Origin of the sequence: Chryseobacterium sp. JK1, from assembly GCF_050632815.1 — a bacterium.
GTDB lineage: Bacteria > Bacteroidota > Bacteroidia > Flavobacteriales > Weeksellaceae > Chryseobacterium.
On the sequence record NZ_JBODRU010000001.1, the window covers coordinates 2,787,229 to 2,801,168 of the forward strand.

Sequence of the window (13,940 nt, forward strand, 5' to 3'; positions counted from 1 at the left end):
CAATTAAAATTTGATATCAAAGCCTAATGTTATAATTTTAGGTGTTGGATACTTTTGCAGATCACTATTTCTAGGACTTTCCGAATCAAATCCCTTCCATTTTGAGATAGTAAATAAATTTTCTGCTTGTAAACTAACTGACAGGTTATTTATAAAAGTATCTTTTAAAAGCTTCTGAGGAAATCTATACCCAATCTGAACATTTCTCATTCTAAGATAAGATGCATCTTTCAAAAATCGATCAGAATTGTCTTGAAGTCCCAAATTTGAAGCCTTTAGAGAAGGAACATCTGTATTGGTATTAGTAGGTGTCCATGCGTTTAACAGAACTTTGTCTACAGTAAAACTTCCAAGATTATTAGGATTATATAAGCTGGACATATCATAATCATAACGAACAACTCTGGCGACAAAAGTAAACGTAGTAGAAGTAAAGAAATTTTTATAGTTAAAATCTAATCCAAAACCTCCTTGGTACTTTGGTAAATTATTTTTCCCATATAACCTTCTGTCTGCTGCCGTTGGATTTTCCGTCGGATTTCCATTAATGTCTTCAAATAGTAGATTCCCATTATTTGGATTTACACCTAAATATTTATAGACAAAGGGCTCGCGCAACAACCCTCCATTAGCAGTAACATATTGAGGATTTGACTCTTCAAAAATCCGTCCTCCTCCACTTTTAATACCATCTACTTTCTGGGTATTTATCGACCCATTAACTCTAAAGGTTAACGAAATATCTTTTCCCCTATTCTTTAATATATCATAAGCCAAATTCAATTCAATTCCTTTATTGACTATTGAAGCATCTGTGTTTCTTACGATACTTAAAGTTCCTAGCACCGGAACCGTTGGATCAGACATGTACAGATCAACAGTTTTTTTATTATAATAATCAAAAGATCCTTTCAATCGTCTTTTGAAAAATCCAAAATCAGCTCCTATATTATATTGTTTGGTTGTCTCCCATCTTAAGTTGTCGTCACCGAAATTAATGGCATAACCCTGACTTCCATTATATGTATTATTAGTTACAGAATATATATTGGTGAAGCTTGGAGGATTTAATCCAGCATAAATACTTCCATCAACAATTCTCTGATTTCCTTGCGTACCATAAGAAGCTCTAATTTTAAAAGCATCTACAAACTTTACATTTTCCATAAATGCTTCTTGATCTACATTCCATCGACCTCCTACTGACCAAAAATTCCCCCATTGTCTATCATAAGCAAACCTACTTGTACCATCTCTCCTGATCACTCCTTCAATTCCATATTTCTTATTAAAATCATAGCTAAATAATCCAAAATATGATATCATATTTAGTTTTAATTGAGATACTAAGTTTTGTGGAACATAAAAATCATTATTAGGGGTATCAGTAATATATCCAGATCCTGTTCCGGGAACAAAGGTTTTTGGATCTAATCCTCTTTGCCTCATATTGGCTATATCCAATTGTGAATAATTATACTCAAGATTTCCGACCAAAGAAAAAGTATGTTTACCTATAGTCTTGGAATAGTCTAATTGCCATAAATTGTTAAATAGAAACTCTCTTCTTCTGTTGACATCTTCAAAGCCTGAAAATTCCTGTGCACCCTTAAATAGAAATGCATTAAATGAAAGAGGATATTCTGCCTGAGTAAACTTAGTATCCAGATATTGTGCAGAGGTTCTCACCCTAGCTGTAAGGTCATCTGTTATTTTATATGACAAATTAGAAGCTATGTCTAATCTAACTTCTTCTGTAAGATTATCATAGTTTACCATTTTGTCCATCAGCATTAATGGTGTATACAATAATGTTCCGTCCTGTTTATATAAATCATATAATTGTTTACCATTCTCATATAAATTGGGCGAAATATAAGGAGCAGACATGTACGCTCCTAATACATAATTCCTATTAATCGCACCAGCACTCAGGATAGCTTCATTATTTTTAGAAAAACCTACGCCTGTAACTAAAGAGTATTTTAACCGGTCATTTGAACTTTTGCCATTAATATTATTTCGCACAGTAAATCTTTTCAGACCGGTAGTTTTAAGTATACCGTCTTGATTCAAATAACCGACAGAAGTATATGAATTAATATTTTTTCCTCCCGATTCTATTGATAAGTCATGACTTTGTGTAACTGCTGGTCTAAAGAAAATTTCCCTCCAATTAGTATCTATATTATAACTGGCAATTTGATCATTAGTCATATTAGCCCCTAAACCAACTCCGTAGGATTTCTGCATTGTTAACAAATCTCTGGAACTGGCATAATTATATTTAGGATCCTGTAACATAGAAACCCCAAACTGTGTACTATATCTAATACGCGTTTTCTCACCGTAATTTCCTTTTTTAGTCGTAATCATAATTACTCCATTAGCCCCTCTCGAACCGTATTCAGCAATAGCTGAGGCATCTTTTAAAACAGAAAATGTTTCTATATCATTAGGATTGATTGATCTAAAGTTATCGCTATTAGAAGGGAAACCATCAATAACGTACAATGGATCAGTATTGCCATTAAATGTCCCTACACCTCTTATAACAACTGTCGGTTTAGCTCCTGGCTGTCCAGTACTCGCTGTAATATTAACACCGGCTAACTGTCCCTGAATAATATTTAGAACATTGGAGTTAGGCCTGTTTTCAATTGTTTTACTATCAACAGTAGCAACTGAACTAACTGCTGTTTTTTTGGTAGTAGTTCTATAACCAATAACTACTACCTCGTCAATTTTTTTTTCAGAAGCGGTATCTTTTTTTGTCTTTTGCGCCATGACGCTCTGCCCGAGAAAAAACAGTACTCCAGCACTTAATACACGTAGTTTTATATTCATATCAACATTTTTTAAGCTATTTCTAGGACAAATATGTTAATATGAAAACAGAGATTCAAGCAATAAAACACCGGTATAAAGATAGAAAAGAGAAAAAAGTCCTGAAGTAATGGATGTAAAAACAAAACAAATAGTTAAAAAGAAAAAAAAGAAAAAATTATTAAAACACAATTCTATTTTGACAAAATTTTAATAACCCATAAATATTTTATTACACTACGTTGATTCTACGAAAACCATTAAAAAATCACATCAATAATTAGTTTTTAGTAAAAAAAATGAAGAATAAAAAAAAATATTCCGACACAAAAACCAATAAAACAGTGAAAATAAATAATAAAAATCACAAAAAAATAAAGCACCTCAACAATTGAGATGCTTTTTGCTATTTTCAAATAATTAAGACCACTGCTGATATGCATAGTATCTAGCTCCAATCCGAACGGGGTTATCGGCTTCAATGGAATAAAGACCAAACCCTCTATAATTTTCATTGACAGATTGCACAAGCTGTTTTCTATGAAGTTGTTCATAGGTTTCAAAATCTACTGCTGTTCTGGAGTTTAAATTTTCAAACAAATTCCATTTCTCTACAACTTTTTTCCAATTATCGGAAACCTTTCCGGCAAAAACTTTAGATTTTGATCCACTTCCATATCCTACAAACCCAATTTCTCTTCCTGCAAGATCTTCATTTTCGTTCCAAGAAGTCTGAAGCCCGGAAAGTAGAGCCATAAAAATAGAAGCAGTATACATATTTCCTATTTCAGAAGAAGCTCTTTGAGTCTTTTCTATTGTATCATTGATTAATTTCAGATAGTTTTCAGATTTTGCAACCGCTTTCTGCTCTTCCTGAGTTTCATATGGCAGTCCGTTTTCAAGGCTGTATATTTCAGTAAACACTCTTTTTCCATGGAAAGCATATGGAAGATGAAAAATGATATATTTCCAGTTTTCATAAGGTTTGTTCTGTCCAGTAACCTCTTTATAATGACAATAGGCTTCTCTAATCCTATCCTGATAACATTGGTTAGAATATTTTCCGTCAAAAACAGGCTCGTCTGTAAAGATTTCAATTTTGTCCGGATATGCTTCCGGAGCTTCTTTTAGATCTGTTTTTTTATATTGTCTTCTTGGTTTGAAAAAATCGAAAACACTTTCCGAAGCTACTCCCCAATTATTTTCAATTTCAAGGAGATCAGGTTTTGACGAGATCAGTAAAGCAACAGCACCACCTCCCTGAGTATATTCTCCTGAAGAAGCCAATTCGTATTTTGCATAATCACTGGCAATCACTACCGCTTTTTTATCTGGGTTTACCCTTACAAAATCCAGAGCGTTATGCAGCGCATCCACTCCTCCTACACAGGCAAAAGTCATATCCAGAACGTCACAGTTCTTAAAGCTTCTTTCACCAAATTCTCCCTCCAAAACCTTTTCTACCATCTGTACTGCATAAGAAGCTGTAGGTTTTGCTGCATCCACAGCACTTTCTGTTCCCAGATATACTCTTGCTATTTCTTTTGGACTGATATTATAATCTTTTATAAGTCTCAACAATGCTTCTGCTGCAAATGTAGCGGCGTCTTCATGAACATCCGAAAGCCCCATTTTATGTAACCCTAATCCTTTTTCCAGCTTGGCTGGTTCTATTCCTCTTTTTTCTGCTAAATCCTTAATCTCCAAATACAAAGAAGGCACATAGTAGCTTGCCGCTTCAATTCCAAAACTCATAATTTTCTAAATTTTAAACGAATTTATGAAAGATACTGCAAAAAACAGTGATAAAAAATAGTAATTTTTATCATATTATCAAAAATCAATTATAAAACCTATATCACTTACAAAATACAAACAGTTTATAGTACATGAAAGGAATTATCGGGAAGAAAATCGTAAAACCTAATGTAATGACTTTTTTTGACCCAAAGTTTTCTTTTTTGAGAAAGTTGATGGCAAAAGAATAAAGGACAGACTCAACTTCTTTGATTCGTCGAAGTTTATATATGAAATATTGTAAGGCATTTCATTCTTACTCGTAAAAAACCCGGCCAATTCGCCGGGTTTCTTTTATTTATAATTTTCAATGGCCTTATTCAGTACATCAATCTGTTTATTGATACTTGCAGCATTTTGAGGATTCTTTCTCAGCAGTTCCATTTTTTTACTTAGACCGTCTTTGAGGATCTGTTGCATCATCATTTTAGCCTGAGGATTGTTAGCCATTTCATTTTTTGCATATCCTGCTATTTTTGTAATGCTTTCAGTCGCTTTAAGGTTATCAGAACTCATGATCCAGTTGAAACCCTCTTCTGCGACCTTCCCCAATTCCGGATTCTGGAATTTGATAAACGGATAGAAAGCAGCCAGTGGTGTAATATTCGTCATCTGAGAAGTCACTTTATTCTTCACAATGATCGGAAGCATTTGTGCTCGCAATTCGTCTGAAGCACCGTCCAGATCAATTTTATCAGCGAGAGCACTTGCTTTTGAAGGGTCGATCGTAAGAATGGCACTTAAAGAATTAGCTTTTACAGCATTCGAAACGGCATTTACCCCTTTCTCAAAGATTGGAAGATATTTTTTGTCTTTCGTTTTTGCCAACGCCGCAATTGCAGAAGCCTGTACCAGGGTTTTCGGATCATTTGTTGCCAGTTTTTCTACTTCACTGCCTAATGCTTTCATCTGTTCAGCATTGGTAAGATCCATTATTCCCAAAGCCTTCATTTTTACTCTAAAGAAAGGGTCTTTTAATGCAGCTGCCAATAATTTTACTGCAGCGGGGCTTTTTCCGATCTGATCTTTTATTGCGGTTAAAGCAGTATATCTGCTTTTAAATTCTTTAGAGTTGGTAAACTGCAGCAGATTCTGCTCAGGAGTCTTTGCTTCTGTAATTTCAGCTAATAAAACTCCGTCCGCATTGATGTTCAACAAATCCGGTGTTTTTGAAACATCAAAACTGAATGTATTTTTAGCTTCTGCATTTACCCAAACATTATATCTTTTTGGTTTTCCATTATCGTATACATCAATAGCCAAAGGAAATTCGAAAGGCTGATCCTGAGTTTGATTGATGGTTACAGAAATCTGTTTTTTCACTGGTTCAAAGGTGGAAGTGTAATTGATTTTCGGGTTTCCGCTTCCAAAATACCATTGATTAAAGAACCAGTTCAGGTCTTTCCCTGAAACTTTTTCAAAAGATAACCTCAATTGGTGAGCTTCTGCATTTTGATATTCATTGGTTTTCAGGTAATCATTCATTCCTGCAAAGAAAGCATCATCACCAAGATAATTTCTCAGCATATTCAAAATTCCTCCTCCTTTTTGGTAGGTTACCAAGTCAAAAACATCTTCGCGGGAATCATAATTGAACCTTACCAGATTTTTCTTAAAATCACCGGGATTATGAATATACATATTAACATCAGTCATCAGATGATAGTCTGCCTGATCTTTTCCATACTTATGTTCATTCCAAAGGTATTCTGAATAGTTGGCGAAAGATTCGTTCACGGTAAGGTTACTCCAGCTTTCTGCCGTCACCAAGTCTCCGAACCAGTGATGAAATAGCTCATGAGCAATGGTATCTTCCCATTTATTTTCATCAATAAGCTGTCCCGGTTTTTGAAGAACATCGCTTCCGTGAAGTGTTGCTGTAGTATTCTCCATTGCACCACTCACATAATTCCGCCCTGAAATCTGTGCATATTTCACCCAAGGATAATCATAATTCATTTTTTTCGAGAAAAAATCAATCATTTCGGGAGTATTTCCGTAGATCTGCTTGGCATAAGGTTCGTATTCTTTTTCTACGTAATAGTCAACGGGAACATTCTTCCATTTATCTTTTACAATCGCATATTCTCCGACACCCATAAAGAAAAGGTAGGTGGAATGTCTTTTATCCATTACCCAATGGTCTGTTCTCAAACCGTTTGATTCCTTCTGGGATTCTTTTAAAACTCCGTTTGAAAGGGTAACGTATTTATCAGGAACAGTCATGTAGATTTCCTGGGTTGTTTTCTGATTGGGCTTATCAATGGTTGGGAACCATGCGGAAGAAGATTCTGTTTCTCCCTGTGTCCAGATCTGAGCAGGAAGATCGGGATCTGTTCCCTGTGCATTGATAAAATAAAGTCCTTTTGCATCATTAATTGCCATACTTCCCTCCTGCTTTACTTCGTTCGGACGAGAGGTGTATTTGATGTAAACTGTATAATCCTGGTTTTTCTGATATGTTTTATCGAGGGTAATTTTCAGGACATCGTTTTTATAATCATATTTTAGAGCTGATTTTTTCCCGTTATTATCAAGGGCCACTTCGTGAATCAGCATTCCTTTTGCATCAAGAGTCAGCTCGTTGGTAGGGTAAAAATAAGGTGAAGCAGTAAGCCATTCTTCTCCATTCATCTGTTCTTTCTGGTAATCAAAATTTACTTTCAGCTTGGTATGCTTCAGTTCCGTTACTTTGGTATGAGTAGCTCTGTATACTTTGTCTCTTCCAGAAGTTTCGGTTTGCGCTGTGACTTTTGCGGAAAAGAAGATTCCCAGTACAGCAATTGATAAAATGGCCTTTTTCATCTGTCTACTTTATTATTTTTTAGAATTATTTCTTTATTATTATATCAAAAATATCATTTACAAGAGTTTCATAATCTCCTTTTTTAAGCTGTTCCTTTGTTTTTGCAAAGGCTTTCTTAAGCTCGCTCTCGGGATTTTCATCATCTACAATTTCTGCAGAAGCGACTCCTTTCAACTGAAGGATTACATTTTTCAAGACTTCAACGTCTGCGTTGTTTTCGATATTTATTTTTAAATATTTCATGATGTATTCTGTGATAAGGATTTGATTTTTTATGACTGTATTCTCCATTCGTATTCAGGATTAATAGAATAACAGTTCTTCTTTCAAATGTAAAACTTATTTCAGAAACAATTGCTAAAAGAAAGGATGTTTCAGGTTTTTGTATTACATTCCTTCGTATAAAAGATTATTTTGAGCGGTTTATTTTACCTTTTTTATATCGAAATAGTACGGTACAGTCTTTTTGTATTTCCACATTATACACGTGAATCTTTTCGGAATTGGTCCCATTTATTGTATACAACATAGGACTTTCCCAACTTTTGTAGAAAAATACTTCATGTGAAAAAGTGAGTTGCCGGATTTTAATTGAGTATAGTCGTTGAAAACTGAATGCCTCTTCCTATCAGAGAACTCTAATACAGCAAAGTCATAAGGCCCGCCAATTCTTTTGACAAAATCTTAGTACCTACCTAATATTTCGCCATCAATGAAAGTAGCAAAAAGAACATTTCCCAAAAGGAAACGGAGTCATTATTCCTTGAAAGGAAAGTTAATGTCCCGGTTACAATACCCGATAAGGATCTGGCAGCCATTATTTGAGAATCGAGAAAAGAACAGATATAACTGAAATAGGAATCGGGAACGGATTCTAATACATAAAACCCGGCCAAATCATCTGTAAGCACCATTCTATCCTGAAAAAATATTAATTAAAAAAGGAAAGAAGTCTAATATAACAAAATATTAAATGGCTACCGGAGCTTTAATACCTGGATGCGGATCGTAGTTTTCCAATGTAAAATCTTCAAAGTTAAAATCAAAAATATCTTTGATCTCAGGATTCAGTTTCATAGTTGGAAGGGGTCTTGGATCCCTTGAAAGCTGTCTGTTTACCTGTTCAAAATGGTTGTTGTAGATATGAACGTCTCCAAAACTATGAACATAATCTCCTACTTCAAGATTACAAACCTGTGCTACCATCATCAACAATAAGGCATAGCTGGCAATATTAAATGGTACCCCAAGGAAAACATCAGCACTTCTCTGATATAATTGAAGAGAAAGTTTACCATCTGCTACGTAGAACTGGAATAATGCATGACAAGGTGCAAGTGCCATATTGGGAATTTCGGCAACGTTCCATGCAGATACAATTAATCTTCTGGAGTCCGGGTTCTTTTTAATTTGGTCAATCACTTCAGTAATCTGATCTACTATCTTACCGTCAGCGCCCTGCCAGCTTCTCCACTGCGCTCCATACACAGGTCCCAGGTCTCCATTTTCGTTTGCCCATTCATCCCAGATACTTACTCCGTTATCCTTTAGATATTTGATATTGGTTTCTCCTTTCAAAAACCACAGCAATTCATAAATAATGGATTTTAAATGTACTTTTTTAGTGGTTACCAAAGGAAAACCTTTTGACAGGTCATATCTCAGCTGATATCCGAAAACACTTCTGGTTCCGGTACCGGTTCTGTCGGTTTTATCTGTTCCGTTGTCTAGGATATGTTGTAAAAGGTTCAGGTAATTTTGCATTTTGAAAGGAATTTTATGCCCCAAATTTAGTAAAAAGCATTAAAAAAAGCACCCACTTTCATGAATGCTTTTTATAAGTGCTATATCATTTTTCTATTAACCGGCTGGATACCTGCTGTATAGATTTAATAATAATTTTACCAGATTGTTTCTATATTTTGCTGAATGGTATTGATCGTAAAAGATTCCCCTGCTTTTTTCCCATACATCATTTTTACCAAAGGAGATTCTGCGGAAACGGTCATGATTTTCTGGTTTTCCAATACAATTTCACCCAATGACGCAGAAACATAAAACATTCCTTTATTAGTTTTCACCAATGCTCCGTTTTGAACTTTTTCAGACGGCTCTGCTGTTATTTTCTGCAAAACAGATTGTTGGCTCAAGGTCTCATTAAGCTGCCTCTGAAGATTGTTGATCTCCTGCTGAAGCATCTCTCTTCCGGTTTCATATTTATCTCCCATTGAGCTTTTGGTATCGTTATTGGAAGCTCTTGTTTCTGCAATCAGATTTTCAAAATACTGGATCTTCTCTGTAATTTTTGTATTGATTGTATGTAATATCTCCTGTTTGTTCATTGTCATGATCGTTGTTTTATAATAAATGGCAAAAACCACCCCGTCAAAATCTATGATTTTTACCCCCCTCCAACGGAGGGGAATTAAGTACCTTTAAAGAATAGTTATTAAGGCTTTACAGTTTCTGTCAGAATTTCAAAAGCTTTACTGCTTATTTTTCAAATACAGCATAATCTGAAACTTTGAAACTGAAATCTTTTCCATTATTGAAATCTCTTCTGGTTTTATCAAAAATATTTTTGAATGTACCCGATAGATGTTCATCTTCAATCGAAAAGTTGACAGATTCTTTTGACATATTCAGTACAACAAGTACTTCATCTTTTCCGTTTTTCCTTACGTACGCCAGAATTTTATCATTAGCCGTTGTATTGAGCAGATAAGTCGTTACATTGGAATCTCCGCCTCTTAAAGCCGGATTAGAAGATTTTAATTCTAATAATGTTTTATAAAAATCGGCAACCTGATACGTGTTGGTCCATTTGATGGCATCTTTTTCGAAAAATTCAAGTCTTTTCATATTGGGAAGCTCCTGCCCTGAGTACAATAATGGAACTCCATTCCACGTTGCAGAGAATACTGCCATAGGTTTTGTAATGACTCCATATTTTTCGTACTCTGTTCCGTTCCATGAGTTTTCGTCATGATTTGCCGTAAACCACGCTCTCATAGAAGCGTCTCCGATGTTGGAATATTGTACTAGCAAATCTTTAAGCTCCTGAAGAGGTTCATTTTTCTTATAATAATCCGCGGATTTATGCATCCACTTCCAGGAATAGCTGGCATCAAAAACTTTTCCATATTCAGGACTTTCCAGCTCGTCAAATTCTCCCAGCCAGAAAAGGGGCTTTACTCTTTCCACTTCCGGACGGGCCTGTTCCCAGAAATCTACTTCTACCCATGAAGCCAGATCGCATCTGAAACCATCGATATCTGTTTCCTGTACCCAGAACTTCATTGCATCGATCATAGCATGACGCATTTCCTGATTTTTATAATCCAGTTCGATGATATCATCCATACCTGAAGCGATATGAAATTGTCCATCCGGATCCTTTAGGTAAAATTCAGGATGTGTTTTGGTCCAGACATGATCCCATCCGGTATGGTTGGCAACCCAGTCGATAATAACTTTAAAACCTAATCGGTGTGCTTCATTCACCATATCTTTAAAATCCTGCAGGGTTCCAAACTCCGGATTGACAGAGGTATAATCTGCGGCTGCATAAGGACTTCCTAAGCTGCCTTTTTTCTTCAGTTGAGCGATGGGGGTAATGGGCATAAACCAAAGGGTTTTAACTCCCATAGATTTCAGTCGGGGCATTTCTTTGGCAAAAGCCTTGAAGGTTCCTTCCTGAGTATATTGTCTGATATTTACTTCATAGATATTGGTGGTGTGTTTCCATTCTTTTGGCAATACTGTCATCTTCTTTGTATTTTTTTGAGTGGTACAGGAAACAATTCCCAGACCAATTGCTGTTAATAAAATTAATTTTTTCATTAATCTATTTTTAACAAAAGTAAGGATTGTTTTCTGGGTGAAAAGGGGAAACTATAAAAAGATAAACCTATAGATGGGTTATTTACTGAAAAGACAAAAAAAGCCCCGGATTAAAATCCGGGGCCGTATATTTTACTGATTATCTTTCATCATCATTGTCATCCTCATCATCAAAGACATCATCGTTGTAGTCTTCTTCTTCCTCATCATCGAAATTGTCATCATCCTCGTCTGAGAAGTTTCCTCCAGCTCCGAAATCATCATCGAATCCAAATTCATCGTCTGCCAAAGGCATTGCTGATTTCTTTTTGCTTCCTCCTGCACTTCCGTTCTTGCTTGGAGCCTTCAAGGGAACATTTCCAAATCGGTATACTGTAATTGGGTAATTTACTCCTTTAGTCTCTTCGATTACTTCTATAAGCTCACAGAAGAATTCCCAAAGATCTAAAAGCCCGTACTGGAACTGTGCTTTGTCTCCTACACTTTCAAAAGCCTCATCAATGTAAACGTCTGACATAATCTCACCGTCACCATCATCGCTCATATCTTCCAACGGAACACTTTTTACTATCGTTCCGTCATCTTCTAACAGATTAAAAGTAGAAAGCTCATCTCCCTGCAGACTGAATGCACTTTTAATTCCTAAATGTAAGTTCCATAATGTTTGTTTTCCCTTAACTTCAATATCACGGAAAATATCCTCTTTCGCATCTAATATTACGCGGATTTTGTAAACCATATCAGTTTCTTAAATTACTTTTTTGCCTTTATAATTATGATAAATCTCTGGTGCAAATATATAATAAATGACAGGTGACAAAAAAATATTTCAGGATTTTTTAAAATATTTTTTTTTCTTACATTTTGCCGAAGTTATTTACTTTTTTCAAGCATAAAACTGAATTTTGTTCCTTCAAGATAAACACTCTCTACTGTAATGTTTTCGTTGTGAGCTTCAAGGATGTGTTTAACGATCGCTAAACCTAATCCGGAACCGCCTTCTCTTCTGCTTCGGCTGGTTTCTACTCTGTAGAACCTTTCAAAGATTCTTGGAAGAATTTCAGATTTGATCCCCATACCATTATCGATTACCTCTATCAAAACTTTATTTTTCAGAATGCTGGTTTTTACAATAACTTTAGCTTCCTGTCTGTTAGCGTAATGAATCGCATTGGAAATCAAATTAATAAAAACCTGAGAAATTTTCTGTTTATCAGCTTCTACAAAAATCTGCGGATGAAGGGTCTGAATCTGTAATGTTGTATTTCTTTTTTCTGCCTCAAGGTCGAGAAGGTCAAAGATTTCCTTTATCAGAAGATTGACATCAAATTTTGAAACGGTAAGGTTAATTTCTCCTGCTTCCAGCCTGTTGATCATATCAAGATCTTTCACAATAGCAATAAGCCTTTCCACCGATATATCAATTCTTTCGAGATATTTGTCTCTGATGGTAAGGTTGTCTACTCCGCCGTCTCTCAGGGTCTCTACATAACCCTGAATAGAAAAAAGAGGGGTTTTCAGTTCATGGGAAACGTTTCCGATATATTCTTTACGGTAGCTTTCCATTTCCTTCATCATATCAATTTCCGTTGCTCTCTGCTGGTTGAGGTCCGAGAATCTTTCCCCCAATTCTTTAATGGTGATATTTTCATCATTATCCTGAACCATTTCCTGAGGAAGAATACCGGAAAGTCCTCTTACCTGCTTCTTTCCGTAATAGTTGAAAAGAAGTTCGAGAACCACATAATTGATAATAAATATGAGTATTACACAGATCAGAAGACCGGTCTTAAATAAAGGGGTCTCCTGATAGATATCTTTTAGTGAATCAAAAATGATGACTAAAAAAAGCATCACCAATGTCAGCAGACAAGAGGCAACAAGGGTAAGTCTGTAAAATTTCAATTTTACAAAATTTTAAGGATTGAACGTAAAGTTAGAACTTTTTTATGATTAAACGATCAGTTTATAACCAATACCTTTTAAAGTCTGAATGGTATTGATTCCTAATTTTTCTCTTAATCTTCTGATGTGAACATCAATAGTTCTTTCCCCTACAATCACATCATTCCCCCAAACTTTCTCCAGAATTTCTTCTCTTTTGAAAACTTTTTCAGTATTGGAAGCCAACAGATAAAGTAAATCAAATTCTTTTTTAGGTAAAAGAAATTGCTGCCCGCTTTTGGAAACTCTGAAATTATCTTTATCGATAACAAGATCACCAATTTCGATCAGTTTGGCGTTATCAGAAACCTGAGAGGTTAGCTGTAATAAGGCATTTACTTTAGAAATAAGGATTTTCGGTTTGATCAGCTTTACCACGTAGTCATTAGCACCCGCCTGGAAGCCCGCCAATTGAGAAAACTCTTCGCTTCTTGCGGAAAGAAAAACGATAAGTGTTTTTTGAAGTTCTTTCACTTTACGAAGTTCCTGACAGGTTTCGATGCCATCTTTTTCAGGCATCATTACATCTAGCAGGATAAGATCAGGGATAATTTCCTTTGCTTTTTCTATACCTTCGTTACCATTAGTGGCTGTATAGATATCATATCCTTCTTTTTCTAAATTGTAAGACAGAATCTCTAAAATGTCCAGTTCATCGTCTATTAAAAGAATTTTTTTGCTCATCTTCTAGTTTAAGAATTCCCACAAAAATAGCTATTTTCAT

At 35.3% G+C, this 13,940-nt stretch carries 10 protein-coding genes; all 10 read right to left on the reverse strand.

Annotated features, from left to right (window positions below):
• Window positions 1–3: 3 nt before the first annotated feature.
• Window positions 4–2,847 carry a SusC/RagA family TonB-linked outer membrane protein gene (locus ACQ76T_RS12625; protein ID WP_431343638.1) on the reverse strand — a complete coding sequence of 948 codons (2,844 nt, stop codon included), beginning with the start codon at window positions 2,845–2,847 and terminating at the stop codon, window positions 4–6.
• 399 nt (window positions 2,848–3,246) lie between these two features.
• Window positions 3,247–4,581: a hydroxymethylglutaryl-CoA synthase family protein gene (locus tag ACQ76T_RS12630; RefSeq protein WP_431343639.1), complete on the reverse strand. Its 1,335-nt coding sequence runs from the start codon at window positions 4,579–4,581 to the stop codon at window positions 3,247–3,249.
• Between the two features lie 336 nt (window positions 4,582–4,917).
• Window positions 4,918–7,428 (reverse strand): M1 family metallopeptidase, encoded by a 2,511-nt coding sequence (locus tag ACQ76T_RS12635; protein WP_431343640.1) that lies wholly within the window; start codon window positions 7,426–7,428, stop codon window positions 4,918–4,920.
• Between the two features lie 25 nt (window positions 7,429–7,453).
• On the reverse strand, window positions 7,454–7,720 hold the full coding sequence (locus ACQ76T_RS12640; RefSeq protein ID WP_431343641.1) for a hypothetical protein: 267 nt from the start codon (window positions 7,718–7,720) through the stop codon (window positions 7,454–7,456).
• A gap of 678 nt (window positions 7,721–8,398) precedes the next feature.
• The gene (locus ACQ76T_RS12645; protein ID WP_431343642.1) at window positions 8,399–9,193 is read right to left on the reverse strand and encodes a thymidylate synthase; all 795 of its coding nucleotides are present in this window, start codon (window positions 9,191–9,193) and stop codon (window positions 8,399–8,401) included.
• A gap of 137 nt (window positions 9,194–9,330) precedes the next feature.
• A complete protein-coding gene (locus ACQ76T_RS12650; RefSeq protein WP_431343643.1) occupies window positions 9,331–9,777 on the reverse strand; it encodes a hypothetical protein in 447 nt (148 codons plus the stop codon).
• Window positions 9,778–9,922: 145 nt separating this feature from the next.
• Complete coding sequence (locus tag ACQ76T_RS12655; protein WP_431343644.1) at window positions 9,923–11,272, reverse strand: alpha-amylase family glycosyl hydrolase; 1,350 nt, start codon at window positions 11,270–11,272, stop codon at window positions 9,923–9,925.
• Window positions 11,273–11,411: 139 nt separating this feature from the next.
• Window positions 11,412–12,011, reverse strand: a complete 600-nt coding sequence (locus ACQ76T_RS12660; protein WP_431343645.1) for an IS1096 element passenger TnpR family protein — start codon at window positions 12,009–12,011, stop codon at window positions 11,412–11,414.
• Between the two features lie 134 nt (window positions 12,012–12,145).
• Window positions 12,146–13,177 carry a sensor histidine kinase gene (locus ACQ76T_RS12665; protein WP_431343646.1) on the reverse strand — a complete coding sequence of 344 codons (1,032 nt, stop codon included), beginning with the start codon at window positions 13,175–13,177 and terminating at the stop codon, window positions 12,146–12,148.
• A 48-nt stretch (window positions 13,178–13,225) separates the two neighbouring features.
• Window positions 13,226–13,900 carry a response regulator gene (locus tag ACQ76T_RS12670; RefSeq protein ID WP_292012013.1) on the reverse strand — a complete coding sequence of 225 codons (675 nt, stop codon included), beginning with the start codon at window positions 13,898–13,900 and terminating at the stop codon, window positions 13,226–13,228.
• Window positions 13,901–13,940 lie beyond the last annotated feature (40 nt).